Source organism: Arthrobacter sp. AB6, from assembly GCF_031844545.1.
Classification (GTDB): Bacteria; Actinomycetota; Actinomycetes; order Actinomycetales; family Micrococcaceae; genus Arthrobacter.
The window spans coordinates 13270-39739 of record NZ_JAUZVL010000002.1 but is presented as its reverse complement, the minus strand read 5'-3'; the positions used below and the strand labels follow the sequence as shown (position 1 = coordinate 39739).

Below are 26470 nucleotides of genomic sequence, written 5' to 3'. Positions count from 1 at the left end.
CACAGGAGGTCGGACGTGAGCACTGAACCTTGGCGCCCTCCCTTGGAGGAAAGGGCAGAAGACCTCCTGCAGGATTTTGTTGCCCGTGCGGATGAATTGCTGCAAACCCAGGAGCGGATGAACGGACTGCTCGCCGCAGTCGTCGCCCTCGCCGAGGATCTTAGCCTTGAAGCCGTTCTGGACCGCCTGGTGCGGTCAGCCTGTGGACTCGTCGGTGCGAAATATGGTGCACTCGGGGTTATCGCCGAGGACCGCAGCCTCAGCCACTTCATCACCGTAGGAATAGACGGCGACGGAATCCGGTCAATCGGGAACCTGCCGACAGGACACGGCGTCCTGGGACTTCTGATCCGCGAGCCGCGGCCGTTGCGGCTGCACGACCTCGGCCAGCATCCCATTGCTTCAGGTTTTCCACGGAACCATCCCCCCATGAAAACTTTCCTGGGCGTACCGGTCCGCGTCCGGGACGAGGTGTTCGGGAATCTCTATCTGACGGAAAAGGACGGCGGGCAGGACTTCACACCGGAGGATGAGGACCTCGCCGTCGCTTTGGCCGCTGCTGCCGGCGTGGCCATCCAGAATGCCCGCCTCTTCGAAGACAGCAAGCGGCGCCAGAAATGGCTGGAGGCAGGCATGGAGCTGAGCAGCCGGCTGATCATGACGCCCCACCCGGGGAATGTGGAGAACCTCGACCTCGTTGCCGAAACGGCATTGAGGGTGTCAGATTCAGCGCTGGCCGTGATTGCTGTTCCCGCCGGGGACGGCGTCCTGAGGTGCAGGGCCTGCCTTGGGGTGCAGGGCCTGCAGGCGGGGCAGGAAATCAACGCGTCGGACGTGGTTTTCCGGGTCATCGAAACAGGCGAGTCCCTGGTGGCGCGGGATCCCCGCCAGGTGTTCGAGGACGGGATAGCGGAGAAACTGGGTCCGGTGCTCGTATGTGCCCTTGGCCACGGCAACAGTGAAAACGGTGTACTGATGCTGGCCCGTCCGCACGGCTCGGCTGCCTACAGCCAGGCCGAAGTGGAGTCCAGCTCCCTTTTCGGCAGCAGGATTGGCCTGGCACTGGACCTGGCCCGCGTCCATGCCTTGCGTGAACAGAATCTTCTGTTCACGGACCGGGAACGGATCGCCCGTGACCTGCACGACCTCGTCATCCAGAGGCTCTTCGCTTCGGGGCTGAGTATCCAGAGCCTGCGCCGTTACACCCTGGACCCCGTGGCGCACGACCGAATTGCCGCCGTCACGTCCGAACTTGACGACACCATCCGGAAGTTGAGGGACACGATCTACTCCCTGCGGACGGGCGAGCAGGAGCATGAGCCACTCACCGGCCGCATCCTGAGGGTGGTCCAGGAAACGTCGCGCAGCTATGCCGTGGCGCCAAAAGTCGCTTTTGCGGGGCCGGTGGACGATTCAGTCAGGGAGAACATTGCCGGCCACCTGCTCTCCGTCCTCTCCGAAGGGCTGAGCAATGCGGCACGGCATTCCGGGGCGGAGGAGATCCGGGTTACCGTCTCAGTTACCCAAAGCCGGGTCGAGCTGGTCATCGAGGACAACGGCTGCGGTTTTGACGAACCGGCGAAGGTGAGCGGCCTGGCAAACATGCGGCATCGGGCAGAGCTGCTGGACGGCACGTGCACCATCCAGAGCCCGCCGGGGCAAGGGACCCGGATTACGTGGTCCGTTCATCGTAAATGATGGCGACGGGACGCAAGCTAGTGCGCGTCCTGGGCGTTGCGGGTGACATACACGGCAGCCTGTGTCCGTCTTTCGAATCCCAGCTTCGCCAGGATGGAAGAGACGTAGTTCTTCACAGTTTTCTCGGCAAGGAAGAGCTCCTCTCCGATTTGGCGGTTCGTCAGTCCCTGCCCGATAAGCGCCAGGACCTTCTTCTCCTGCGCACTGAGCGCCTCCATCCGCGGGTCTGTCGGGGCTTTGGAAAGGCCGGCGATAATCCGCTCCTTGACTCCGGGCTCGAACAGCGATTCGCCCTTGGCAGCCTTGCGGATGCCCTGAAGCAGGTCGTCACTCCTGATCTGCTTCAGGATGTACCCCGACGCTCCGGCCAGGACTGCCCCGCGGATCGCCTGCTCGTCGTCGTAGCTGGTCAGGATCAGGCAGTGCAGGCGGGGGTCGAACGAACGCACGTCGCGGCAGACCTCGATTCCGGTGCCGTCCGGGAGCCGTCCGTCCAAGATGGAAATGTCCGGCCGCAGTGCCGGAATACGCCGGGTGGCTTCCGCCGCGGACCCGCTTTCCCCGACCACAGCAAACCCCTCGCCCTCAAGCAGGTCCTTCAGTCCCTGCCTTACAAGTTCATGGTCATCGAGGATGAAGACGCGCAGCGGCTCCCGCGGATCTGCAGCTTCCCCCGAGCCTGATTCACTCATCTGCACCAAATGCTCCCGTTTTCATAAGGACCAGACCTTCACCACCGTGTGAGGCAGCCCCTGCGAAGGGCCTAGGCCCATTCTTCCTTCCGCGCAGATCATCCGGAAGGGACCAAAGTCTGGAGTCATGGTCATTCCGTACACCCTGTTGTCCTCCGGCAGTACTTCCTCCGGCCGGTCCCGCAGTCGGACCCGCTGCCCGGAGGGTGACTTTGGGCCCTATCCCGCAGGCCCGCACCTTGTCCAGTCTTGGAGCATGCCAAAGAGAATGGAGCCCGCACCATGGATGCCCTCAATCGGCCCCCCAAAATAATTGTGGGCGTAGACGGTTCCGACGCCTCTGTTGCGGCCCTCCGGACGGCCGCAACCCTGGCCGGGCCGCTCGAAGCAACGGTGGAGGCGTGGGCATGCTGGGATGTCCCGGCCGGCTTCGGGCTTTACCTGGTAGTGGGAATTGAAGGTTTCAAGTCCGCTGCGGAGCAGTCGCTGGAGCGGGCGCTCACAGCCGCGTTCGGCCCGGAGCGGCCGCCAGATGTCCATACCCGCCTGATGCGTGGAAAACCCGGCGAGCTCCTGGTTGAGGGGAGCCGCAACGCCTCGCTCCTCATTGTTGGACGCCGCGGGCATAGCGGTTTTGTACTGGGCTCGGTCAGTTCTGCGTGCATCAGCCACGCCCACTGCCCCGTCCTGGTGGTCCATGCCCCGGACGAAGAACGTGCCCGCGCGAAAGACCGCGGCGGGAAAGTCGGCGACGGCGGTAAGTAGCTACGCGGGCAGGTCACCGCTGGTGCGCGCCGCCGTCGTGCGTTTCCGCGTGGTGCCCTGCCTTCCCCGGTGATTGGACCCGGTAAGGGCGTCAGCCTTTCTTCAGTTTCTCGGCGAGCATCACGAGGATTCCGCTGGGACCGCGGAGGTAAGTGAGTTTGTAGGCTTCGCCATAGGTCGCCACGCCGCGGAGCGGATGGCATCCGTGCCTCGCGGCTATTTCGAGGGTTTTGTCGATGTCGTCCACCGAGAAGGCCACACGGTGCATCCCGATGTCGTTGGGACGGGTCGGGTTCGATTCGATCGCTTCGGGGTGGATGTATTCGAAGAGCTCAAGTTGACCCTGGCCGTCCGGGGTCTGGAGGAGCGCAATCCTGGCATGGTTGCCATCAAGCCCCACGGCAGTGTCCGCCCACTCGCCGCTGACAGTGTCACGGCCGACGAGCATTAGCCCAAGGTCGGTGAAAAAGGCGATTGTCGCTTCGAGGTCGCGGACCGCAATACCGACGTTCTCAAGTTTGATGGCCATGCGTTGAAGCTACCAAGGCGGACCGGCCAGCTCCAGTGCCACCGCAGGGCCATTGGAACTGGTGTTCCGCCGCTGCCCGGGCCCACTCTGGGGAAGACACCAGAAGGAGGACAGCGGCCGGTGGCTGAGGGACCTGTTGTGGACGGTAGGACTGGGCGTCTTCATGGCGGTGGCCACGCCCGTGTGGCAGCCCGGCCAGGTTGTGTGGCTGGTTGCCGCCAGGCACAGCGGGCCCGGCGTTGTCCGCATCGTCGAAACGGCACCTAGAACTCACTGCGCCGGAAGCGCTTTTCCACTGCCACAACCAGGGACGCGAGCAGTGCGATGCCCAGGATGCGCAGCCAGGCTTCTGCCGTGATCGGGGCCGTATGGAAAAGCTCGTTCATCAGCGGCAGGTACGTGATGGCCAGTTGGCCGGCCGCTTGGACCAGGACACCAAGGATGACCCAGCGGTTGCTGAAGAAGCCGATCCGCCAGACTGACCGGGTGAGGGAACGGCAGCTGAACAGGTAGAACAGTTCCACGGCAACAAAAAGGTTGACGGCCGCCGTTCGGGCCTCTGCGAGGGACGCGCCGCCTGCGAGCTCGAGTTCGAAGATCCACCAGGTGCCCGCCACGAGGAGGGTGGAGACCAGCAGGATCCGAATGATGAGTGTCCAGGTCAGGAGCGGACGGCCGGGGGCCCGGGGCGGGCGGGACATAAGGCCGGTTTCCTTCGGCTCGAAGGCAAGCATCAGCCCCAGGGCCACAGCGGTGGTCATGTTGATCCACAGGATCTGGGTGGGCAGGACGGGGAGCGTTGCCCCGATCAAAATTGCCACCAGGATCACCAGGCCTTCCCCCATGTTCGTGGGCAGGGTCCAGACGATGAACTTGGTCAGGTTGTCGAAGACGTTCCGGCCCTCCTCGACGGCAGCCTCAATGGTGGCAAAGTCGTCGTCGGTGAGGACGATGTCCGAGGCCTCCTTGGCCACTTCCGTCCCGGAGCGGCCCATGGCTATGCCCACGTTCGCCTGCCTCAGGGCCGGTGCGTCGTTGACCCCGTCACCTGTCATGGCGACGACGTTTCCCCGGGACTGCAGGGCGCCGACCAGGCGAAGCTTCTGTTCGGGGGACACCCGCGCGAAGACCGTAGCCCGCTCGACGGCCTCGGGCAGTCCGTCCGCGGGTATCGCGTCAAGTTCAGTCCCGGTCAATGCCTTTCCGTCCGCCCCGTCCGCGGTCAGGCCCACTGCCCTGGCAATGGTGGAGGCTGTTCCCACATGGTCTCCGGTGATCATTTTCACTGCCACGCCCGCCTGGCGGCAGGCCCGCACCGATGCCGCCGCGCCCTCCCGCGGCGGATCGAACATGGCCTGCAGCCCGGTCAGTGTCAGCTGCCCGTGCAGGCTTGACTCGGCCAGGGCGTCCCCGGCAGGAAGGCGCATCATCGCCGTGGCAAGAACCCTCAGGCCGGTGGCGGCGAACCGGTGGGCCTCATCGAGCACCGGCTGCCGGGCCAGCGGAATGGCGCGGCCCTGGTGATCCATCTGCGCCGCGCACAGCTCCAGCACGCGTTCCACCGCGCCCTTGACCAGCACGATGCCCGAGTCCTTGCCGCTGCCGTCCGGCACGGCGGAGGTGTGGAGGGTTGCCATGTATTGGTGCTCGGAGGCGAAGGGCAGCGTGCCGGTCCGCGGATGCGAGGAAAGGAACTCGCCGGCGTCCACGCCGCCCTTCACCGCCGCCACCACCATGGCCGCCTCCGTGGGGTCCCCCCGGGCCTGCCAGTGCTGTCCCTCCCGGATGATCCTGGCGTCATTGCAGGCGCCTCCCGCCAGGAGGGACCAGTACAGGCCCTCGTCCTGCGCCGCGGCCGTCGTCCGGCCGGCGGCTCCGGCCTCCCGGATGGCGGCCCCGGTGCGAAGGACATGCCCCTCCGGGCCGTAACCGGAGCCTGTCACCTCGTACCGCGCGGACGGTGTCCAAAGCGCACGCACCGTCATCTGGTTTTCCGTGAAGGTGCCGGTCTTGTCCGAGCAGATGACGGTGGTGCTGCCCAATGTCTCAACCACCGGCAAACGCCGTACCACGGCGCGGCGCCGGGCCATGCGGCGGACACCGATGGCAAGGGTTACAGTGACCGCTGCCGGCAGGCCTTCGGGAATCGCCCCCACAGCCAGTGCGACGGCGGCGGTGAACATCTGCGCGGGCGCCTGGCCGCGTGCCACGCCGGCGAGGAAAGCCACGGCGGCCAGGGCAAGGATGGCCACCGTCAGGGTCATGCTGAAGCGTGCCAGTTTTTGGGTCAGCGGTGTGGCCACCGGCTGCACCGCACCCATGAGCCGATGGATCTCGCCGAGTTCTGTTTCGCCGCCGATTGCGACGACGACGCCTGCCCCGCTGCCCGCGGTCACCAGGGTGCCGCTGTAGACCATGTTCCGGCGGTCCGCGACGGGGGTGGTCGGGGGCAGTACTACCTCGTCCTTGGCGACGGCGTCGGATTCTCCCGTCAGTGCTGACTCATCCGCGCGCAGGCCGGACAACCTGACCAGCCGGAGGTCCGCCGGCACTTTATCGCCGGCTTCGAGCAGGACGAGGTCGCCGGGCACGAGGTCCTCTGAGGGCACCTCCTGCCTCTGCCCGCCCCTGGTCACCACCGCGCGCGTACGGACGAGGGAGTGGAGCGCGTCCAAGGCTGCCTCGGCCCGCACTTCCTGGACGAAGCCGATCGCCGTGTTCACCAGGACGACGGCGAGGATGACGCCCGAGTCCAGGTACTCGCCCAGGGCGAGAGTGACGGCGGCCGCAGCCAGCAGGACGTAAACCAGCGGGTTGTTGAACTGCCGCGCCAGTTTCCGGAGAATTCCCGCTCCCCGTGAGCGCGGCAGGACATTGGCTCCGAACTGTTCCTGCCGGCGGGCCACCTCCGCGGAAGCGAGCCCCCGCACGTGGTCTGTTTCAAGCAGGAGGACCACCTCGTGCAAGGGAAGGCCGTGGTGGGCCCGGTCAGGCGTACGGTTCGCGGCCGGACCGGACTTTCTGCCGCCGGATCCTGGCTGCCGGGCCTTAGGCATGGGTCTGGCCTTCCTTGCCTACGGGGCCAGCAGCGCGTCGAGGGTGACGAAGCCATACCCCGCGGCTCTGATCCGGTCGATGATCTGCGGCAGGGCATCGGCGTCCAGGGTAGTGCCGTCGTTGGGGTTGGAGCCGATGTGCATCAGGACGATTTCGCCCGGCTGCAGCCCCGCCAGTGTGCGGTCGGCAACAATCTGCGTATTAATCCCGCCGCTGGTGCCTTTCCAGCCGAGGGTGTCCACAGTCCACCGGACTGCAACATAGCCCAGGTCGTTGACAGCCGCAATGGTCCGGGCATCGCGTTCCCCGAAGGGAAAGCGGAACAGCGGCGTCGGGTCGGCGCCGGCGGCCAGGATGGCCTGTTCCGCCCCGCGCACCTGCTGGGTAATCTCAGTGCCGGAGAGGCCGATGAAACCGGGATGGGTCATGGAGTGGTTGGCTACCCGGTGCCCGGCGGAAACGATCTGCCCCGCCCCGCCGGGGTTGGCATCCGCCCAGTTCCCGGTCAGGAAGAACGTGGCGGCAACCCCTTTTGCGGACAGGGTGGAGAGGATTTTCGGCAGCCCCGCAGCGTTGGCTCCCGCGTCGAAAGTCAGCGCCACGACCTGCCCGGCGCCAGGGATGACCGTGAGGTCCTGTTTGCGGAGCGAGGCCGGGAACGGCGCTGCGGGCGGAACCGGACCAGGGCTGGCAACTGGTTCGGACGGCGGGGCAGCAGGGACGGGCGGTACGGTTACCGGCGGCTGGACGGGATTTTGGCCGGCCTCGGGTGTCTCCGTCGAGGCGTCCGCAGGCTGTGCCGCCGGGGGAGACCCGCTCGATGCGTCGGGGCTGGGGGTGGGGCTTGACGCTTCCGGGCTTGCGGAGGGGCCCGCAGAGCCTGAGGGCCCTGCCGCCGGCGGGCCACCCGCCGGCGCCGTCAGCAAGAGGGCCAGGACTATGGCGAGGGCCAGCAGGGCGAGGGCGGCTGCCACGGCCGCCACCCGCCGTCGTCCGCCCTGCAGCACTGTTGTCAACGGTCCGTACCTGCTGCGCGCCAGCCCAAGCCGCCCTGCCTAGGACGACGCCGTGCGGTTTTCCGGTGTGTGGACCACCAGCACGGGACAATGGGCATGGGCCACCAGGGCGGAACTGACTGAGCCCAGCAGCAGCCCGCCAAAGCCGCCGTGGCCGCGCCTCCCCACCACGACCATGTCCGCGTCGCGGCTGGCGTCGATCAGTGATTCCCGCGGATGGCCGCGGACCAGGGTGGAAATGACGTTCGACGGCGTTTCGTCACCGAAGGCGGTTTTGACGGCCTCAGCCAGGATTTCCCCGGCGCGTTCTTCGAAGCCCTCAATGCCCATCATCACGTAGCCCGTGTAGACCTGCGGATAATCCCAGTAGGCGTTGGCCAGGACCTTCGCCCCGAGGGGTACCGCCAGCCGCTGGGCCTGCCGCAGGGCTTCAATGGAAGCCTCCGATCCGTCGACCCCAACAAGTATCCGTGCGAACGGTGCTCCGGAAGTGTTCATCTCAGCTCCTCACGCGGCCAGTGCTGCCACACTGGCAATCGTGTCCCGGCGGGTTCCCGCAAAGGTAGGGCCGAAAGTCACTGCAGGCGGCGGCGCCGAGGAGTGGGAAGGCCCATGCTAATCAGTGTGCCGGCCCTCTTTCAGCCACAACGTATCGCCCTCGACCCGGTCCAGCTCATCCGATGCGAAGTAGGCGTGACCCGCCAACAAGCCGGACCTGTCTACTTTCACATAGCCGATCCGCAGCAGCCTCTCTGCGGCGTGGTGGGGCAGCCTTGACTCCGCGGCAAACCCATCCACCGACGTATTGACGAGGCCCCCCGTTTCAGGGTCGGTCTGGCCGTCAGAGGTCACAGCCTCCGGATCACCCATTTTCAGGTCCTTGACCTTGCCGACCTTCTTCCCGTCCGACGCTACGACGTGCATTCCTTCGCGTACCTGCTCGATGACCGCCATGGCCTTCTCCCTCTTGTCCGCAAGCGCTGATTGCAGAACCAGTTTAGGACGGGCCTGTAGCCAGTCATAGAGGCGAACTTGTAGGCGGTACGACGCTCCCGCAGCATCAAATCAATGCAGGCCATCACCCGAGGGGCGGGCTGCTTCGTGGTACGGCGGTCCCGCCAAGGGCGGCGGTACTTCACGGGCTCCCTGGTCCAACCGGAACGGAGGGTATTCGTCCCGCATCAGGGCCGCGTAGGCCACGACGCGGTAGATCCATCGGTTGATGCCGAGTATCAGGTCGAACAGCGGAGGCTGGTAGCGGCCGGTAAAGAGCAGGGCCACTACTGCAACCAGGACCAGCAGGCCCAGCAGCGACAGGCCTACGCTCCGTTGATAGGTGGTTCCCACATCATCGGTCTCCGCCTGCCAGGTCCAGGTGGGGCCGGAGAAGGCTGCAACGATGAGCAGATGCGGGATGGCGAGGAGCCACGACTTGACCAGGACCAGCCCGCGGGAGAGGCGTTCCGGGTAGTCCACCTCGAAGTCGGCCGGATAATTGGTGCGTGCCAGGGTGAACGGCGGGTAGAGGTCCGTTCCTGCAGCGGCGTAAGCATAAAAAGCCACCCTCCAGTTCCAGCGCAGGACGCCCACGTTGAAGTCAAACAGGGACCGGGGATAGCGGCCGGTAAACAGGATCGCGAACCAGGCCACGATCGTGGTCACGACCAACGCAAACCACAGGAAAAACAGCACGACGAAATGCGGGATGGCAAGGAACCACTTGACCAGCCACATTGCCCGCGACAAGGCCGGGTCAAGGTCGCCGAAGAGCCGGGCCGGGTAGGGTGCACGGTCGGCCCGGTCGCCTTGACCGGGCTGTTGCAGGGGCGGGGTTACCGGTGAGCCGGGATTTCCGGGGTCTCCCGCCGTGCCCGGCGCTCCGCCCGCATATCCGGGTGGTGGCGCATATCCGGGGGGCGGCGCATATCCGGGGGATGGGCCGGATGGCTGCGCGGGAGAACCGCCGGAATGCGGTCCTGTGTGCCGGCCAAGCCCGACGGCTCCCAGGATTAGCAAGGGAATCCCGATTGCCAGCGCAACGGCACCTCCCACCAGCAGCCCGGTTGCCGCCGGCCGGATCAGGTCGGAGCGAAAGCCGGCCTGCACTTCGGCATTGATCCCGGGGCTGGCATCGGCGTTCATGATGACGATGGCCCAATTGCCGGCGGCAAGTTGCCACGTGAGATCCTGTTGGCCGGGCCCGGAGGCGGAGGCGCTCCAGAATGTTTGTTCTCCCGGGGGTTCGGGGGTGCTGGTGCCGGGAATGTCGCGGAATTCGGCCCGGAAGGGCCGGCTGTCGACTTTGAGCAGCTCCGAGCGATGGACGCCCGAGAGGTATTGCTCGACGTCGGCCTGCGGGGCGACGCCTATGAAGATTTCCTTGGCGGGGTCCAGGGAAGAGGCACGCAGCCTGAGCGTACCGACGTCGAAAGGAAGACGTGGCGGAACGCCCTCTCCTACCGCATCGAGCCTGGGCGAGGTCAGTGCATGGGATCCAACGGAAAGGCGTTCCGTGCGTGTGGTGAGGTATCCGTCGCCCTGGGCGGATCCAACCACTGATGCCACGGCTCCTGCGGCCAGGACGGCGGCCCCCACGATGGAGATGAGGATCCCGAGGATGAGCATGGCTACTGCAGCGGTCTTTTTCATGATGCCAACCCGGAACGTAGGGAATGGGACAGATTGTGCGGGGGCGCGGGAAGCCGGCACCGCCTAGGTTTTGTTCTTGATTGCCTGGATCCGGGTAATCACGGTGGGACACGGCAGGTGCTTGAGGACGCCATGGGCTGTGGAACCGAGAAGAAGCCGTTTGATTCCGCCCCTCCCACGGCTGCCCACTACGAGCATTCTGGCCCCGGAAGCAGCATCAACCAACGATTCCACCGGTCCCCTCTCGGTCTCCAGCACCCGGTTCACGCGCAGGCTTGGATAGTCCTCATTGAGCCCTGCCACTGTTTCGGACAGGACGATGCGTTCTTCCTCGGTGAAAAGGTCGGCCAGGCTGGTGGTCAGCAGGCCCGCATCGGTAACACGGTCCGGCGCATTGATGGCATAGACCACAGTGAGGTCGTCCCCCTCCCGGTCAGCCTCGGCGGCGGCGAAGGCCACAGCCTGGGTGGCTTCCCTGGAGCCGTCGACGCCCACCACCACGCCGGACCGGCCCCCGAGCTCCCGGGTACCCACCACGGCAACGGGAACCTTTGAAGAAGCCGCAACCTGCAGCGCCCGGTCTGCAAGGGATCCGCCGGGGTGGCCGGTGCCCGAGCCTACAACCACCATGGATGCTTTGCCGGAGTACTTCGCCAGCGAGCCGCCCACGCTTCCGGTGAGGAGCCGGGTGGTAACGCTGATGGGGAAGGTTCCCCGGATACGTCCGGCGGCAGTCTGCAGGAGCTTGTCGCCCGCCTCCTCGAGAACGCCGATCCACGGATACGGTTCAGCAATCCACCGGTCGTCCACGACGTGGAGGATCACCAGCGGCAGGCCCGAGCGTTCAGCCCGCCGGGCAGCCCAGAGCACAGCCGCCTGGCTCTGCGGGGAGTCGTTGGTGGCCACTGCGATGGGTTTACGGGTTGTCATGGCCGGGCTTCCTGTTTTCTTCTGGGGCGGGGTCCAGTTCAAGACTTGCCCGGTGCCTGCAGGAGGTATAGGGCCAAAGGTCATGGCACATCGTGCCGGAGGAAGTTAGCGCGGCCCCTGTTTCATCAGTACGCTTACTATTGTTCGCTTTACCTGTCCAAGTGACATTGGCTGTTCGAGAGAAAGGCATCACCATGACGGAACAGAACCTCCCCGACGACCTTGAGGTTGTCCAGGATGACGACGTGCTCCTTGATGAGACCCCCGGTGCGGCTGCCTCATTTGAACTTGACCCTGTGAGAGGCGAACCGGACAGCTATCCGGGAGCAGCCGAAAACAATCCGGATCGCTGGCAGGAGGACCCGCTACTCCAGGATGAAGAGGTCTCCGGGGAGGAAGAGGACTTCATCAGCGACCGGGCTTTCCGCGACGGATCAGCCCAGGCACGTAACGCAGCCGATGAATCCCAGGAGGCTCCCATCGCGCCCACTTTGGGTGAAGCCGTGGCCGATGTCGACTTCGGCGAGCATCCGGACGGGCCAGAGGCCGAGGGCAGTGACGACACGGAAAACTTTGGCGGGTCCCCGCTCAGCGAGTTCGAGCCTGACGATCTGGAGCGCTGAGGGGCTGCGGCTGTCCTGACCCGACCAGTCATCCTGGGGACGAAAGACTCTGGCACCGCACATGGGCCGGATGGATCATCGAAAAGGGAGCAGTGGCGGGGCCCCACGAGGGGAGGATGCAGGGATGATGTGGTGGGACGGGAACATGGGAGCCTGGGGCTACATCCTGATGGTGGTGAGTTTCATCCTCTTCTGGGGTGCCATCATCGCCGCCATCGTGGTTTTTGCCCGCTCGATGTCAGGCGGCAACCGCAGGGACGGCGGAGGCCACAGTACCGGCAGTGCGGAGCAGGTGCTGGCCGAACGGTTTGCCCGCGGTGAAATAGACGAGACGGAATACTCGGCCCGCCTCACCGCCCTCCGTCGCGCCCGCGGGGCCTGACCCGCCGCCGTGCCGGCTCTTCCAAGGCCGGATCGCATGGATGTGCGGCTCATAGCCCGGGTGCTCGTTCTTCGGGCGGCCTTGAACCGGCGGGACCGCTGGAGCCCTGCCCGGATTGCTGCCCACCAGGAACGTGCCCTACATGGATTGCGGACGGCAGCCTATGCCGGGTCTGAGTTCTACCGGCGCCGCCATTCAGGGCTCTACGGGGCTCCCCTTGCCCAGTTGCCGCCCGTGACCAAGGCCGATCTCATGGGCCACTTCGACGAGGTCCTTACTACGCGCGACCTGAGCCTGGCCGACCTGGAACAACGTCTCCGGACCCTCGCGGCCGAGGACGGTAATCCCGGCTTGCCGTGGAGGGGGCGCTGGTGGGCTGCGGCGACAGCCGGGACCGCCGGTCCGCGCGGAACCTTCGTGTGGAGCCGGCCGGAATGGGCACATGTGCTGGCCTCGTATGCCCGCGCCAACGACTGGGCTGGAATAGCGGCCGGCCTCAGCCGGCCGCTTAAAATGGCGCTGGTAAGCTCGCGCGTCCCCACCCACCAGTCCGCCGTCGTGGGCGCTTCGCTGCATTCGGGGCTTGTCCCCACGCTCCGGCTGGACGTGACCGCACCCATGCAGGAAACAGTGGCGGCGCTGAACGGGTTCCAGCCCCGGGTCCTGGTGGGTTACGCTTCCGTGCTTCGGCCACTGGCGGCCGAACAGCTGGCCGGGCGCCTGAAAATCTCGCCGCAGGCAGTGATGTCGGCCTCGGAGGTGCTCACCCCGCCGGCCGCCCGGGAACTGGAGAGGGCATGGGGGAGCGCGCCGTTCGATGTCTACGCCGCCACGGAGACGGCCGGCATCGCTTCACCGTGCGTCCACCGGAACCGGCATGTCTACGAGGACCTGCTCATCGTCGAACCAGTGGACAAGGAGGGGGTCCCGGTACCGCCCGGGTCAACGGGCGCGAAGCTTTTGGTCACGGTCCTGTTCTCGCGGACGTTGCCGCTGATCCGCTACGAACTGTCGGACAGCGTGACGTTGGGGCAGCGCGGTTGCCCCTGTGGCCGCTCGTTCATCCGCATGGAGGATATCGAAGGCAGGTTGGAGGATGTGCTTGAGCTGCCAGGCAAGGCAGGCCTTGTGAGCGTCCACCCCATCGTGTTCCATCACGTCCTGGACCAGGCTGCCGCCGCCGGCTGGCAGGTGGTCCAGGAACCCATGGGACTGCGGGTCCTCGTCGCAGGACTGGCGCCGGGAAGCACAACCTCCGGAATACAGGCCTCGGTGGCCGAAGCCCTCGCAGCTGCCGGCGTCGCGCGAACCCCGGTCTCCGTGTCCGTGGTGGACCGGCTGGAACGGACACCCTTGGGTAAGGCGCCCTTCGTTCGCCGGCTCAAGCCGTGAGCCGCCGGAACGGACCTGGCCGTTTCCGGCGAACTGTTCCGTGATGGCTTCCCTTACCGGAAGTCGGCCAGCCAGCAGGACGGAACGTGGCTCCTGCGCTGATCAAGCCAGATTCCGGGGAACTTCCGCTGTTTCCCCTAGCTGCAGGCAAACTACGCTAAAATCGTAAGCAGGCTGATGAATATCGGTTGGCAGGATCAATACTGAAGGAGTTTCACATGAACTTGGGAAGCATGATCAGGAATGCCGCTGGACGATTCTCCGGCAGGGCCGGCACCGCCGGAACAACGCGACGGACCGGACTGAACGCCACGGGGCGGGCACCCGGCACACCGGGCGCCCCAGGAGCCCGGACCGGTGGTTTGGCCGGCAAAATCATGGGAATGCTCCGGCGGCGCTAGGCCGTCCCGGCAGCCACAAAAGCAGGTCCCGGACTCTTCCGGAGCCTGCTTTTTGGCACCCATCGCCATGCGTGAGCTCACCATCCTCGGCACGGCCTCGCAAGTCCCCACCCGGACCAGGAACCACAACGGCTACCTGCTGCGCTGGGACGGCGAGGGCTTCCTCTTCGACCCCGGCGAGGGAACACAGCGCCAAATGATCCACGCAGGGGTCACCGCGAGCCAGATCACCCATATCTGCCTCACCCACGTACACGGAGACCACTGTTTCGGGTTGCCGGGGGTGTTGTCGCGCATGGCCCTCGACGCCGTGGCGCACCCGGTGCACCTTCACTACCCGGCATCCGGGGAGGATGTGGTGCGCGCCCTCGTGTCCGTCAGCTCGCCGGGGATCGATCTCAGGCTTCGCCCTCACGGCGGAAGCGGTGCGGTGGCCGAGGGCCTGGACGTCCGGCCACTGAAGCACCGCATTGAAACCTACGGCTACCGGCTGGTGGAACCGGACGGCCGCACCCTGCTGCCTGAGCGCCTGGCCGCAGCGGGTATATCGGGCCCATCGATCGGGCGCCTGCAGCATGATGGCAGCCTGGCCGGCGTCCGCCTCGATGACGTCAGCATTCCGCGGCCGGGCCAGCGCTTTGCTTTCGTGATGGACACGGCGCCCTGCCAGGGCGCTGAAGAGTTGGCCGACGGCGTCGACCTCCTCGTCGCGGAGTCCACCTTCAGCGATGACGACGCCGGCCTGGCGCGCCAGTACCGCCACCTCACCGCCGGGCAGGCAGGGGAACTGGCTGCGAGGGCAGGCGCCGGAACCCTCGTGCTGACGCACTTCTCCTCACGGTACGGCGACGACGCCGCGGCGCTGGCGCTCCAGGCCAGGGCCCGCGCGGCGGATACTGACGTCATCGCTGCACAGGACCTGCAGCGCGTCCCCCTGCCCCAGCGGCGCCGCTGGCCCCGGCTTGGCGTGACCGCACCAGGACGGTCCGCTGCACCAGAACGGTCCACTCCGCCAGGCCAGGCCAGCCATCGAGCCACGGAGGTAACCGGTGAGCTCATCAACCGCCGGACTAGCGACGGCGATAGGGTTAAACCATGACTGCTGCAGCAGAAACAACCGCCGTCTTCGAGGGCCGCTTTGCCCGTGAACTAGCGGAGCTGGCCGTTCCATGGCAGGCGGAGGAAGCGCCGGATCCTGAGCTTCTGGTACTTAACGACGCACTGGCGAACGAGCTGGGGCTGACACCCGACTACCTGCGGACGCCGGAAGGCGTGCGCCTCCTGCTGGGTAACTACCTCCCCCCGGGTGCAACCCCCGTAGCCCAGGCGTACGCCGGGCACCAGTTCGGCGGCTACTCACCGCTGCTCGGCGACGGCCGCGCGCTGCTGCTGGGCGAAATACTTGCCGACGGAGGGCGCTTGCGGGATGTGCACCTGAAGGGTTCCGGCCGTACACCTTTCGCCCGTGCCGGCGACGGCCGGGCCGTCATCGGCCCCATGCTGCGGGAGTACCTTGTGAGTGAGGCCATGCATGCCCTGAACATTCCCACCACGCGGGCCCTTGCCGTCGTAGCCACCGGGCGGCCGGTGCGCCGGGACACGATGCTGCCGGGTGCCGTCCTGGCCCGGGTGGCCAGCAGCCACCTGCGCGTGGGCAGCTTCCAGTACGCCCGGGCCACGGAGAACATGGACCTGCTGCGCCGCTTGGCGGACCACGCCATCAACAGGCACTACCCGGCGGCAGCCCGGTCCGAACACCCCTACCTGGCGCTGTTTGAAGCAGTGGTGGCTGCCCAGGCAGAGCTCGTGGCCAAGTGGATGCTAGTGGGTTTTGTGCACGGGGTCATGAACACGGACAACATGACCATCTCCGGGGAAACCATCGACTACGGGCCCTGCGCATTCATGGACGCGTTTGATCCCGCCGCCGTGTACAGCTCCATCGATGTAGGCGGCCGCTACGCCTACGCGAACCAGCCCGTGGTTGCCGAGTGGAACCTGGCCCGGCTCGCTGAGGCCATGCTGCCGCTCTTCAACGAAGACCAGGAGCAGGCTGTCGGCCCCGCCGTGGAGGCACTCGGCACATTCCGCGGCCGGTACAGTGACGCCTGGTTTGGGGGCATGAAGGCCAAGCTCGGTGTGGCGGCCAGCCCGGAACATGACGAAGCGTCGGACCTCGTGGATGGCGTGATCGGCCTGCTGAAGGACGGACCCGTTGACTACACGCAATTCTTCCGGAGCCTTGGCCAGGCCGCCCGGGGCAACTCCGGGCCTGCCCGCGGTATGGTGCTGGACCTCCGGGCTTTCGATGCCTGGGCTGAACGCTGGGCCGCGCTGAAGCCCGACGCTGAACTCATGGACAGCGTGAACCCCGCGTACATTCCCAGGAACCACCTTGTGGAGGAAGCACTGGCTGCGGCTACCGCGGGTGATCTTGACGCGTTTCACCGGCTCCTCGAGGTTGTCAGGTCCCCGTGCCAGGAGCGCCAGGGGCTGGAACGCTACACGGAGGGACCGCCGGAGGACTTCGGCAAATACCGGACCTTCTGCGGCACATAGCTGTCATTCCAGCGGGAACAGGGGAAGCCCGGAGGACCAGGACCGTTGGGAACGTGGAAGGGGCGGCAGCCGGTAAAACCGGCTGCCGCCCCTTCCGCGGGGTGGGCCCGCCCGCTAAGAGCGGCCTATCCCGTTGCCGCTGGCTAGGCCACGCGGACGAAGGAAGCGCCGCTCAGCCAGCTGATGGAGTGCACGGCAGTCTGGTTGCCGTTCACGCCGCCGCTGACAACCTGGCCGTCACCGGCGTAAACGCCCACGTGGCCGGCGGTGATCACGAGGTCACCGGGAGCAGGGGAGCTTACGGTGGAGCCGTACTGGTAGAACTGGGTGGGAGCCAGGTCGCCCACGGACATGCCAACAGACCGCAAGGCCTTTTCCACCATGGCGGTGCAGTCCTGGATCTGGCCCACCTGGCCATAGGCGTTAGCCAGGATGGCTGCCCCCGTACCCGTGCCGGTGCTGGCGGAGGCGTAGGACAGGTTCATCCCGGTGTTGGCCGGCGTGGTGGCGGCAGCGGTCTGGACAGGTGCCGGTGCCGGCGCGGCGGAGGGAACTGCCGGGGCGTAGCCTGCAGCCGGGATCTGAATCTGGTCGCCCGGGTAGATGACCGCGGAGATCGCCAGGCCGTTGGCAGCCAGGACATCGTTCAGGGCTACGCCGTGGGCGGCCGAGATGGCGCCCAGCGTGTCGCCGGATACAACCGTATGGACGGTGCCCGCGGCCGCGGCGGGGGCTGCAACTGCTGCGGCCGGGGCGGCGGAGGCCTGGACGTTAGCGGTCTCGGTGGTGTCCGGCCCTGTCACACCGGCGTGCGCCGGGGCTCCGACGCCGAAGGCAATGCCGGATGCGGCTGCGACGGCGAGTGCCGGACGGCCCAGGGTCCTGGCCTGGGACTTGGCCGAAACAGCCAGCCCATCCAGGATGATGGAACGGGCCGGAGTTGCGCGGTGACGGGCGGTGGTGGAATTTTTTGACACGGTTGATCGCCTCTCCCATGCCTGCGGGGTGAGCTGTCGGGTTCGGGCTGGAGATGCCCGGCCGGAAGCAACTCCGAACGGAACGGAGGCGCTAGCGACTTAACCCCAAGGCCTCTTGAGAGGCCGTGGAAACTTGGTTCCCCCGTCCCTGCCAGCTGGAAGCGATTGGTTCCCGGATCAGCGGCAGGGCTCGGCAAGCTGAGGGGAATGTCCCGTCTGGGAGGGACACCTGAAGACCATAACCCGCTCCGGCACCAATTGTCACATTTGGGTAACATGCGAGGTTCTCCTCTCGCTTTACGCAAACGATTCGACTCTTTTTCGCCGGGGTGCTGACCTCGGAAGATACCTCCGTCGGGACGGTTGAAGATGGGAAGCGTCACGAAGTCATAAACGGCGAGGTTTGTGCGGGTGTGCACGGCCTCGATTCGGCCTTGACCATTCCGCCGACAATCAGGCTTTCCGTGTTGAAATTCGAGGGCCTGTTTCTGCTGTATAACGATGCAGGCCCCTCATCCTTAAAGTGAAGGTTGAAGCCGGTAAGCTTCCGAGCTATGGCCCGTTTCGCTGCAAATGTCCGCCACCGCCTGCCCGGGATACTGCTGGCCGCTGCCCTCGCCGGCAGTGTGTGGCTGCCTCCGGCCGGGGCGGCCGAAAGCGTTCCGCCTGGCGGCTACCCTTCGTGGGAGGACGTGGAGCGGGCCAAGCTGACCGAGGCCGGCACGGCCAAAGAGATCACGTTGATCGCAGGCCTTTTGGACGGGCTGCAATCGCAGTCGGAGGCCTTGGGCAACGCCGCGGTGGCGTCCGCCGCTGAGTCTGCAGCGGCAGATGCCGCGTTGGCAGCATCCACTGCAAAGGTAGAGTCGCTGGCGGAACGAGCCGGGACGGCCAAGGCCGAACTCATCCGCCACAGGAAGGACATCGGAGCGCTGGCCGCCCAGTCCTACAAAACGGGCGGTACGAACATGGGGTTCTTCGTGGCGTTGGACGCGATCGAGAACAACAACGTCCACGGGCTCAACGTGGTGCACCTGGTGGGCGGCAAAACGGCGGGCCTTGTGGACAAAGCCGCCGCCGCGGGGAAAATCACGGCTTCACTGGCTGATCAGGAGAAATCCGCCCGGACCGAGCGCGAACGGCTGTCCCGCGAGGCGGCGGAAAAGCTTGCAGCGGCCCGATCGGCCCAGGAAGCCATGGCGCGCCAGCTTACGGAAGAACGGCAGCGCAGCCGGGAGCTGACCGGGCAGTTGGCGTCCCTGAAGGGCACGACGGCGGCGGTTGAGGGCGAATTCCGGCGTGGACAGGCGGCACTGGCCGCTTATGAAGCAGCGCAGGAGGCGAAACGGGCCGCGGCCGGGGAGGAAGCCCGACGACGTGCGGCCGCAGCGGCAGCGGCGGCAAAGGTGCAGCCCCCTGCTGTTCCCGCCCCCATGCGTCCGGCTCCCGCCGATCCGGCACCTGAGAATCCTCCAGCCGGCAACCCTGTGCCGGCAAATCCTGCTCCGCCTGTCCCCGCCCCGGCGCCTGCCGCACCGCCCAGCCCGCCCGCCGTCGTCGTTCCCTCTGCTCCTGCGGGTGCGGTCAACGATCCTGCCGGTGCCAAGAGCTACGCCTCGGGCAGGCTGGGGGCCTACGGGTGGGGATCGGACCAGTTCCTCTGCCTCGCCCAGCTTTGGACCAAGGAATCGAACTGGCTGACCACGGCCACCAACCCGTATTCCGGTGCCTACGGCATTCCGCAGGCACTTCCGCCGGGCAAGTATTCCAGCGCGGGCAGCGACTGGCTGACCAACTACCGGACGCAGATCGAGTGGGGCCTTGGCTACATCCGTGAGCGGTATGGCTCACCATGCTCGGCATGGAACCACTCCGTGGCCAGGAATTGGTACTGACACCGCGTTAGGCTTTTCCCATGCCTGATGTGGAAAGGTTCCGCATCCTCCTCGAGGAGGAGCGGAAGCGGAAGCTGGCACTGCTCCCCGCGCTCCGCGCCGACATTGCCTCGGCAAACTCCGCGCGCCAGGATTCGAACGTCGACGACGAACACGATCCGGAGGGTTCCACCATTGCGTTCGAGCTGTCCCAGGCAGCTGCCCTGCTCAAGCAAAGCACCGCCGGCCTTGACCAGGTGGATGCCGCACTGGCCCGGATCGCTGCCGGCACGTACGGCATCTGCGCGGTCTGCGGGGAATCCATAGCGGAGGGAAGGCTGGAGGCCAGGCCCTGGACGCCGTTCTGCATCCGGCACGCGTCCGCTGGACGTGGCCGATGAACGGCGGGCCCGACTATGTGGCAGCGGCCGCGGCGTTCATCGACCGCACCCTGCAGAATGAGGGCGCCTGGTACCGCGCGGACGACGTCGAGTCCCGGCTGGGCGGGGTGCTTGCCTCCTACGGCTCCTCGGTGGGCGCCGTCCGTGGAACGGTCCGGGACGCCCTGAGGAAGTTCAAGGACCTGGACCACGATGCCGTGGTCCTGCTGGCGTCCGGGCTGTGGGCCCAACCGAAACCCGGTGGCAGGCCGGTTTTTGAGCGCCGACAGGCCGCCGTGGTGCTGCTTCAGTCAAGGGCCAGTCTCCTGCTGCACTCGGACCTGACCCGGATCGAGGGCTTCCTTCGTTCCGCGGGAAGCCGCGAGTTGGTGGAGCCCCTGCTGTCCGACGTAGTGTTGCCGCTACTGGCTGGACTGGCAGGACGCGACCGGCAGCGCGCAGGTGTTGTCCTTGCCAGGTGGAGCCAGGACCCGGACGGGCGGCTGCGCAGGGCTGCGGCCTTCATCGAGCAGCAGTCCGGCCCTGAGACCCCGCACAAAGGAGACAGCTATGAACGATCCCTATGACCTGGACCGCTTCGTGTCAGCCCAGGACAGCGGCGCAGGGGAGGGCGGGACCTTCGGACAGGCCTTGGCTGAGCTGCAGCTCGGCAACAAGACCGGCCACTGGATGTGGTTCATCTTCCCGCAGCTCGCCGGCCTGGGGCAAAGCCCCACCTCCCGGAAATACGCCATCACTTCGCTTGCCGAAGCCCGGGCGTACCTCGAGCACGAGGTCCTCGGCCCGCGGCTCCTCGAGTGCGCCCAGGCGCTCACCAACCACGCCGGGCGCACTGCAGAGGACATCCTGGGCGGCATCGATGCCCGGAAGCTGCACTCGTCCATGACCCTGTTCCTCCGCGCCGCGCCCGGCGAAACGGTGTTCAAGACAGTCCTTGCCCAGTTCTTTGACGGCCAGCCGGACGAGGCCACCGACGCGCTGCTCGCGGAGCAGGACCAGGACTGAAAAGCTAAGCATCTTTGCTGTTCCAACACAGGCAGTTATGCGGGCGCCGTCAACCCCGTCCCTTCCAGCCTCCCGTCAGCCGCGGGGAACCTCCACCAGGCGGACGTCGGCCAGCCGGCCGGCGTCCACGACGGCGGTCATGTAGGTGCACACAGGCTGGCGGCGGCGGTCGGTGGGTGAACCCGGGTTGAGCAGCCGCAGCCCGCGCGGGGTGGTGGTGTCCCACGGAATGTGGCTATGGCCGAAGACCAGGACGTCCGCCTCCGGATACAGCGCTTCGCAGCGTGCCTCGCGTCCCTTTGCCTGGCCGGTTTCGTGGACCATCGCAAAGCGGACGCCCTCAAGGGTGGCCGTGGCAATTTCCGGCAACCGCCGGCGCAGCTCCGGCCCGTCGTTGTTTCCGTAGACGCCCAGCAGCGAGCGGCTCCGCTCTTCGAATTCCGCCAAGAGGGACGCCTCCACCCAGTCCCCGGCGTGAAAGACCAGGTCGGCGTTTTCGACGGCGGACCACACCTGTGCGGGGAGCGCCCTGGCGCGCTTCGGGACATGGGTATCGGCGACCAGCACCAGATTCAAAGGCATGGCCAAAATCCTGCCATGGCACGGCCTTTTCCCCACCTCGCTTCCATGCCCCCATTTCCCTCCGCACTTTCTCCTTCGCCCTTTCCCCGCTGCGGAGGCAGTCGTACTCTTGGGCTTGGAGGTGATTGCCATGGAGGCAACGCAAGGCGACCGCATCATCGTCCATGGAAGGACCGTTGGGGCCACAGACCGGCATGGAGTGATTCTGGAGGTGCGGGGCCAGGGCGGGACGCCGCCCTACCTGGTCCGCTTTGATGACGGACACGAAACCATCATGTATCCCGGCGGTGATTTCGCCGTCGAACGCGGCCACGCGAACCAGGCCTGACTGACGGAACGGCCAGGCAGGTGCACCGATCCATGGCACCTGCCAGACTGGAGCGATGGATCACTTGTCGGCTTCCACCGCGTCCACAGCCCCACCCGTCCGCACCGGTCCCCGGGACCCCGGCGACGCCTGGGTCGAAGGGGACCGGGGCCGCTACTGGGGGCGGTTCGGTGCAGCCGGAGTGCTGGCCTACGATCCGGAAAAAGGCGTGCTGCTGCAGCACCGGGCTGTCTGGAGCCATAACGGGGGGACATGGGGCCTGCCCGGCGGGGCCCTCCATCATGGCGAGGAGCCCATCACGGGCGCGCTCCGGGAAGCCTTCGAGGAAGCGGCCGTCCCCGCCGGCAACGTGGAGCTGCTCTTCACGTCCCTGTTTGACGTGGGCTACTGGTCCTACACCACGGTGGTGGTCCTGGTCAGGGAGCCCTTTGATCCGGTGATCAGTGATCCCGAAAGCCTCGAACTGCGGTGGGTGCCGATGGCCGATGTGGCCTGCCTGGAACTGCACCCGGGATTCGCGGCATCGTGGCCCGCCCTGCGTGAACGGCTTGGGCCTAGTAGTCCGGACCGTACTCGGCGGTGACCAGGATCGGGAGGTGGTCCGAGTTCCCGCGTGGAAGCGTTTCGACGCTTTCGATGTCCAGGCCCAGTGACGTTGCAAAATCGAAATGGCCCTTAAACACCTTGTACCGGGTGTAGGTGCGCCTGTTGCTGAGCGACAGGGCATAGCCGGAATTCTTCATGTGCATGTCCAGGTTCTTGGTGAAGAACGGATAGTTGAAGTCGCCCACCATCAGGGTCATCAGGCCTTTGCCCATGCTGAGCAGCTCGGCGTGGGCGGCATGGATCTGCTTCCGCCGCAGCGAGTTCGACGCCGTGAGGGGCGCGGCGTGGAAGGAGCCGATGACCAGCTCATGCTGGGTCTCATTGTCCATCACCCGGGTGCCGATCAGCCGCTCATGGGCCGGGGCCAGGACCCGGTCATGCATTGATTTCTTGAGTGCGAAGGACTGGGTGTCCAAAGCGGTGAAGCGGCTCATCCGGTAATAGATGGCCAGCCCCAGCCGGTTGCCCTTGGTGGCATCCGCGAGGTGCAGCGGCCCAAGCGTTTCGGGGAGGTCGCTGGAATCCACCTCCTGGAGGCAGAGCGCATCAATATCATGGTTCCGCGCCAGGGCGAGGAGTTCACCGCTAGCCTTGTGCTTGCGGAGGTTGTAGCTGATGACACGCATGGAACACCTCTTCCGAGGGTTGCTGACAGGACCAGTTCCTGAGTCTAGTCGGATGACTCCTGTCAGGCTCCAACATTTCGCCGCGTCCGGCCAAGTCCCCCTCGGCTGACCGCCTCTGCCAGCCACCTGGCGGATGGCAGATAGGGTTAAGGCCAATTCACTGAGTATCACCGGAGGGGCCCGCTTTGACCGCAGATTTGCCTGAACTGGCCGAGGGAAGCTTCTACTACCTGAACCTGGGCGGGGGACGTTTCCGTTCCACCATCCATGCCCAGGGCGCCTGGAACGTGCACGAGCAACACATGGCGCCCGCGTCGGGCCTGATGGCGGACAGCCTGGAACGGCATGAGCCGCGGGCGGACATGCGGATGGCGCGGATCAGCTACGAGATCCTGGGCCTTATTCCGGGCGGCGCCTTCCATATCGAAACCACTACCCTCCGGCCCGGGAAGACCATCGAACTCCTGCAGGCGGAACTGGTGGCCGGCGGGCGGACTGCCATTCGCGCCACTGCCTGGCGGCTGGTCACCAGCGATACCACCGAAGTGGCCGCCATCGAGGACAGCCCGATTCCCGGACCGGAGGACTGCAAGCCGTACGATGGCGCATCCGTCTGGCCGGGCGGCTACATCCGCTCCCTTGAAATGAGGGTGGCGGAAGGGCACCGGCCGGGCGCCGGAAAGGTCTGGCTCCGGACAGGCCACCCCTTGACGGACCGTGGCGACAGCGGCGACCTTGCCCGGCTCATGGGGCTGGTGGACACCGCCAACGGTATTGCGGCCAGGGTCCCCCCGGGCAAGGACAGTTATGCCTTTCCCAACCTGGACCTGCAGGTCCACATGTACCGCAGCCCCGAGGGGGAGTGGCTGGGCCTGGACAATGCTGTGTCGTTCGGCGGAGACGGGATTGGCCTGACATCCACCGTGCTGCACGACCTCCAGGGTCCGTTCGGGCGTGCCGAGCAGATCCTCACTATCCGCAGAACCTGACATTGCCCTCAGATTCGCCCGCGGGAAGCGAAGCCTCGCGTGGTTGAAATCTGCCCTGCCCCTAGATCCCGCCCTGTGTCGTTGAGTATCGTTGTATATCGTTCAAGATTCACAAGGGAGAACATCATGCGTGGTTCATATCCGTCCGGCGGATTCGGCGGGACCAACATCGATGGCATGTGGCAGGCCGTCGAGGAGCTGCGGTCCCGGTTTGAAAAGCGCGCAGGAACCCGCGCCGGCAAGGGCGAGGTCCGTGCAGCCGTGCTGGCCCTCTTGGCGGAGCGGCCAATGCACGGCTACCAGATCATCCGCGAGATCGAGGAGCGCAGCAACGGCAGCTGGAAGCCAAGCGCCGGCTCCGTCTACCCCACACTGCAGCTGCTCGCGGACGAGGGCACCATCCGTGCGGAGGAGTCCAACAGCCGCAAGATCTATTCGCTGACAGAGGCAGGCCGTGAGGAAGTGGCGAACGACCATGCCGCGGCGGCCCCCTGGGAATCAGCAGGTTCCCAGGCCGGCGGGTTTACGGCCCTGCCCAAGGCCGGTGTGGAACTAGCGCAGGCTGCGGCCCAGGTTGGCCGCACGGGTTCACCGGAGCAGGTGCGGCAGGCCGTGGCAGTGCTCGACGAGGCGCGGCGCCGGATCTACTCGATCCTCGCCCAGGACTGACGCGGGTGGCGTTCGTCCGCCGGGACCGCCCCGCCCCGGTACCCGGCGCCGGAGACACCCGTGCCCGCTACCGCCGCATCCTTCGCTTTGCCGCGTGGAACCTGGCCGTGACGTGGTGGTTTGAGCTGTTCCTCCCGCGGATCGGACTTGCCCGCATCGCCAGGCGGACACGTTCGAAGAGGATGCAGGGCTTCGCCCGGAACTTCCACCTGATGGCAGTGGAACTGGGCGGCCTGATGATCAAGGTGGGGCAGTTCCTGTCCTCCAGGCTCGACGTCCTTCCGCCCGAGATCACCAGGGAGCTGGAGGGGCTGCAGGACGAAGTCCCCCCGGTTCCGTTTCCCGCGATCCGCGCCCTTGCGGAGGAGGAACTGGGCGCCCGGCTTGAGCAGGTGTTCGCCTTCGTCGAGGAGGTACCGGTCGCCGCCGCCTCGCTGGGGCAGGCGCACCGTGCCCGCCTTCTGCCCGCCGACGCGGCCGACACCGGGCTCGCCAATGTTGTGCTGAAGGTGCAGCGCCCGGGCATTGACAGGATTGTCGACGTCGACCTGGCGGCCCTGCGCAAGGTGGGAGGATGGCTCAGCCGCATCCGCCTGGTTTCCAGCCGTGCGGACGTCCCGGCCCTGGTCGAGGAGTTCGCGCAGACGAGTTTCGAGGAGATCGACTACCTGCACGAGGCGGCAAATGCCGAGCGCTTCGAGGCCGGGTTTGCACATGATGACAGGGTCAGCGTGCCCCGCGTCGCGTGGGAGCGGACCACCCGGCGCCTCCTTACCCTTGAAGATGTCACGGCCGTCAAGATCACGGAGGCCGCAGCCCTTCGCGCCGCCGGCATCGATCCGGCCGAAGTGGCCCCGGTGTTCGCGTCCGTTATGTTCGACCAGTTGTTCACCACCGGCTTTTTCCACGCGGATCCGCACCCGGGGAACATTTTTGTCACTCCTGATTCCGCCGGCTCAGGGGGACATCCGTGGAAACTGACGTTCATCGACTTCGGCATGATGGGCGAGGTCACCGACTCCACGCGCAGCGGTCTAAGGAAGCTGCTGATTGCGGCCGCGGCGCGTGACGGCAAGGGGCTGGTGGCGGCGATCAACGACGTCGGCGTGCTGGCGCCGTCGGCGGACATCGTGGAGCTGGAAAGGGCCATGACGCACCTTTTCGCCCGCTTCGGGGGGATGGGGTTTGCCGAGCTCCGTGAAGTGGATCCCAAGGAATTCCGCGATTTCGCCGTGGAGTTCGGTGACGTTATCCGCTCTTTGCCGTTCCAGTTCCCGGAGAACTTCCTGCTGATCATCCGGGCGATGTCTCTGACGTCCGGCGTCTGCAGCTCGCTTGATGAACGCTTCAACCTGTGGGACTCGGTGGAACCGTATGCTGCCCGGCTGTTGCGCGACGAGCGCGGCAACCTCCTGCAGGACGTGGCCCAGCAGGCCCTCGACGCCGCGGCGATCGCCCTGCGGCTGCCGAAACGCCTGGAAGCACTGGCCAGCCGCCTCGAGGAGGGGTCGCTTGCGGTGGCCAATCCCCGCATTGAGCGCCAGCTCGCCCGGCTGGACCGCAGGGCCCGGCGGTCGGCGTCGGCCCTTGTTTTTGCGGCCCTGCTCATCGCCGGCGCCGTGGTGCGGGCAGACGACGTTGTCCTGGGCAGCGTCCTCATGGCCGGTTCCGTGGTCCCGCTGCTGCACGGGCTGTGGGCGGGCCGCCGCGGCCCGTGACC

At 66.3% G+C, this 26470-nt stretch carries 27 protein-coding genes and 1 riboswitch; of the genes, 16 read left to right on the top strand and 11 right to left on the bottom strand.

Annotated features, from left to right (window positions below; all coding sequences use genetic code 11):
• Positions 1-15: 15 nt before the first annotated feature.
• Positions 16-1698 carry a GAF domain-containing protein gene (locus tag Q9R30_RS01565; protein ID WP_311216567.1) on the top strand — a complete coding sequence of 561 codons (1683 nt, stop codon included), beginning with the start codon at positions 16-18 and terminating at the stop codon, positions 1696-1698.
• Between the two features lie 17 nt (positions 1699-1715).
• Here Q9R30_RS01565 and Q9R30_RS01560 read toward each other — a convergent pair whose 3' ends face one another.
• Positions 1716-2390 carry a response regulator transcription factor gene (locus tag Q9R30_RS01560; RefSeq protein WP_311216566.1) on the bottom strand — a complete coding sequence of 225 codons (675 nt, stop codon included), beginning with the start codon at positions 2388-2390 and terminating at the stop codon, positions 1716-1718.
• A 282-nt stretch (positions 2391-2672) separates the two neighbouring features.
• Between Q9R30_RS01560 and Q9R30_RS01555 the strand changes: the two genes are divergently transcribed.
• Positions 2673-3155 carry a universal stress protein gene (locus Q9R30_RS01555; protein ID WP_311216565.1) on the top strand — a complete coding sequence of 161 codons (483 nt, stop codon included), beginning with the start codon at positions 2673-2675 and terminating at the stop codon, positions 3153-3155.
• Between the two features lie 91 nt (positions 3156-3246).
• Here Q9R30_RS01555 and Q9R30_RS01550 read toward each other — a convergent pair whose 3' ends face one another.
• The 7 genes from Q9R30_RS01550 to Q9R30_RS01520 form a co-directional block, all read right to left on the bottom strand.
• A complete protein-coding gene (locus tag Q9R30_RS01550; RefSeq protein WP_311216564.1) occupies positions 3247-3684 on the bottom strand; it encodes a VOC family protein in 438 nt (145 codons plus the stop codon).
• Positions 3685-3947: 263 nt separating this feature from the next.
• On the bottom strand, positions 3948-6740 hold the full coding sequence (locus Q9R30_RS01545; protein WP_311216563.1) for an HAD-IC family P-type ATPase: 2793 nt from the start codon (positions 6738-6740) through the stop codon (positions 3948-3950).
• An 18-nt stretch (positions 6741-6758) separates the two neighbouring features.
• Positions 6759-7748 (bottom strand): polysaccharide deacetylase family protein, encoded by a 990-nt coding sequence (locus Q9R30_RS01540; RefSeq protein WP_234005595.1) that lies wholly within the window; start codon positions 7746-7748, stop codon positions 6759-6761.
• Positions 7749-7796: 48 nt separating this feature from the next.
• Positions 7797-8255 carry a universal stress protein gene (locus Q9R30_RS01535; protein WP_104998122.1) on the bottom strand — a complete coding sequence of 153 codons (459 nt, stop codon included), beginning with the start codon at positions 8253-8255 and terminating at the stop codon, positions 7797-7799.
• A 117-nt stretch (positions 8256-8372) separates the two neighbouring features.
• The gene (locus Q9R30_RS01530) at positions 8373-8711 is read right to left on the bottom strand and encodes a hypothetical protein (RefSeq protein ID WP_104998121.1); all 339 of its coding nucleotides are present in this window, start codon (positions 8709-8711) and stop codon (positions 8373-8375) included.
• 111 nt (positions 8712-8822) lie between these two features.
• A complete protein-coding gene (locus Q9R30_RS01525) occupies positions 8823-10406 on the bottom strand; it encodes a DUF4389 domain-containing protein (protein ID WP_311216562.1) in 1584 nt (527 codons plus the stop codon).
• Between the two features lie 63 nt (positions 10407-10469).
• A complete protein-coding gene (locus Q9R30_RS01520; protein ID WP_311216561.1) occupies positions 10470-11336 on the bottom strand; it encodes a universal stress protein in 867 nt (288 codons plus the stop codon).
• A 194-nt stretch (positions 11337-11530) separates the two neighbouring features.
• Here Q9R30_RS01520 and Q9R30_RS01515 point away from each other — a divergent pair, with 194 nt between their 5' ends.
• The 5 genes from Q9R30_RS01515 to Q9R30_RS01495 all read left to right on the top strand — a co-directional run bounded on the left by Q9R30_RS01515 (position 11531) and on the right by Q9R30_RS01495 (position 16693).
• On the top strand, positions 11531-11959 hold the full coding sequence (locus Q9R30_RS01515) for a hypothetical protein (RefSeq protein WP_311216560.1): 429 nt from the start codon (positions 11531-11533) through the stop codon (positions 11957-11959).
• Positions 11960-12083: 124 nt separating this feature from the next.
• On the top strand, positions 12084-12341 hold the full coding sequence (locus tag Q9R30_RS01510; protein WP_311216559.1) for a hypothetical protein: 258 nt from the start codon (positions 12084-12086) through the stop codon (positions 12339-12341).
• A gap of 36 nt (positions 12342-12377) precedes the next feature.
• Positions 12378-13733, top strand: a complete 1356-nt coding sequence (locus Q9R30_RS01505; protein WP_311216558.1) for a phenylacetate--CoA ligase family protein — start codon at positions 12378-12380, stop codon at positions 13731-13733.
• Positions 13734-14201: 468 nt separating this feature from the next.
• Positions 14202-15233: a ribonuclease Z gene (locus Q9R30_RS01500; protein WP_311216680.1), complete on the top strand. Its 1032-nt coding sequence runs from the start codon at positions 14202-14204 to the stop codon at positions 15231-15233.
• Positions 15230-16693, top strand: a complete 1464-nt coding sequence (locus Q9R30_RS01495) for a protein adenylyltransferase SelO family protein (protein WP_311216557.1) — start codon at positions 15230-15232, stop codon at positions 16691-16693. The genes Q9R30_RS01500 and Q9R30_RS01495 overlap by 4 nt, the downstream gene beginning before the upstream one ends.
• Before the next feature lie 143 nt (positions 16694-16836).
• Here Q9R30_RS01495 and Q9R30_RS01490 read toward each other — a convergent pair whose 3' ends face one another.
• Positions 16837-17670: a LysM peptidoglycan-binding domain-containing protein gene (locus Q9R30_RS01490; RefSeq protein WP_311216556.1), complete on the bottom strand. Its 834-nt coding sequence runs from the start codon at positions 17668-17670 to the stop codon at positions 16837-16839.
• A 3-nt stretch (positions 17671-17673) separates the two neighbouring features.
• A riboswitch (cyclic di-AMP (ydaO/yuaA leader) is annotated at positions 17674-17872 on the bottom strand.
• Positions 17873-18224: 352 nt separating this feature from the next.
• Between Q9R30_RS01490 and Q9R30_RS01485 the strand changes: the two genes are divergently transcribed.
• From Q9R30_RS01485 to Q9R30_RS01470, 4 genes are read left to right on the top strand one after another with little or no spacing between them, the layout of a single operon-like run.
• The gene (locus Q9R30_RS01485; protein WP_311216555.1) at positions 18225-19565 is read left to right on the top strand and encodes a lytic transglycosylase domain-containing protein; all 1341 of its coding nucleotides are present in this window, start codon (positions 18225-18227) and stop codon (positions 19563-19565) included.
• 20 nt (positions 19566-19585) lie between these two features.
• Complete coding sequence (locus tag Q9R30_RS01480; RefSeq protein WP_104998111.1) at positions 19586-19945, top strand: TraR/DksA C4-type zinc finger protein; 360 nt, start codon at positions 19586-19588, stop codon at positions 19943-19945.
• Positions 19942-20511: a DNA alkylation repair protein gene (locus Q9R30_RS01475; protein WP_104998110.1), complete on the top strand. Its 570-nt coding sequence runs from the start codon at positions 19942-19944 to the stop codon at positions 20509-20511. The genes Q9R30_RS01480 and Q9R30_RS01475 overlap by 4 nt, the downstream gene beginning before the upstream one ends.
• Positions 20495-20950, top strand: a complete 456-nt coding sequence (locus Q9R30_RS01470) for a DUF1810 domain-containing protein (RefSeq protein ID WP_311216554.1) — start codon at positions 20495-20497, stop codon at positions 20948-20950. The genes Q9R30_RS01475 and Q9R30_RS01470 overlap by 17 nt, the downstream gene beginning before the upstream one ends.
• A gap of 75 nt (positions 20951-21025) precedes the next feature.
• Here the strand turns inward: Q9R30_RS01470 and Q9R30_RS01465 are convergent, their stop codons facing one another.
• A complete protein-coding gene (locus Q9R30_RS01465; RefSeq protein ID WP_104998108.1) occupies positions 21026-21532 on the bottom strand; it encodes a metallophosphoesterase in 507 nt (168 codons plus the stop codon).
• Between the two features lie 130 nt (positions 21533-21662).
• Here Q9R30_RS01465 and Q9R30_RS01460 point away from each other — a divergent pair, with 130 nt between their 5' ends.
• Positions 21663-21860, top strand: a complete 198-nt coding sequence (locus Q9R30_RS01460; protein ID WP_104999751.1) for a DUF1918 domain-containing protein — start codon at positions 21663-21665, stop codon at positions 21858-21860.
• 55 nt (positions 21861-21915) lie between these two features.
• Positions 21916-22443, top strand: coding sequence for an NUDIX domain-containing protein (locus Q9R30_RS01455; protein WP_104998107.1), 528 nt, complete (start codon positions 21916-21918; stop codon positions 22441-22443).
• On the opposite strand, the gene Q9R30_RS01450 is transcribed toward Q9R30_RS01455, so the two are convergent.
• Positions 22415-23092 (bottom strand): endonuclease/exonuclease/phosphatase family protein, encoded by a 678-nt coding sequence (locus tag Q9R30_RS01450; protein WP_104998106.1) that lies wholly within the window; start codon positions 23090-23092, stop codon positions 22415-22417. The genes Q9R30_RS01455 and Q9R30_RS01450 overlap by 29 nt on opposite strands.
• A 185-nt stretch (positions 23093-23277) precedes the next feature.
• Between Q9R30_RS01450 and Q9R30_RS01445 the strand changes: the two genes are divergently transcribed.
• The 3 genes from Q9R30_RS01445 to Q9R30_RS01435 all read left to right on the top strand — a co-directional run bounded on the left by Q9R30_RS01445 (position 23278) and on the right by Q9R30_RS01435 (position 26468).
• Positions 23278-24081, top strand: a complete 804-nt coding sequence (locus tag Q9R30_RS01445; protein ID WP_104998105.1) for a thioesterase family protein — start codon at positions 23278-23280, stop codon at positions 24079-24081.
• Positions 24082-24207: 126 nt separating this feature from the next.
• Positions 24208-24750 carry a PadR family transcriptional regulator gene (locus Q9R30_RS01440; RefSeq protein ID WP_104998104.1) on the top strand — a complete coding sequence of 181 codons (543 nt, stop codon included), beginning with the start codon at positions 24208-24210 and terminating at the stop codon, positions 24748-24750.
• A gap of 5 nt (positions 24751-24755) precedes the next feature.
• On the top strand, positions 24756-26468 hold the full coding sequence (locus tag Q9R30_RS01435) for an AarF/UbiB family protein (RefSeq protein ID WP_311216553.1): 1713 nt from the start codon (positions 24756-24758) through the stop codon (positions 26466-26468).
• The last annotated feature ends 2 nt before the right edge of the window (positions 26469-26470 follow it).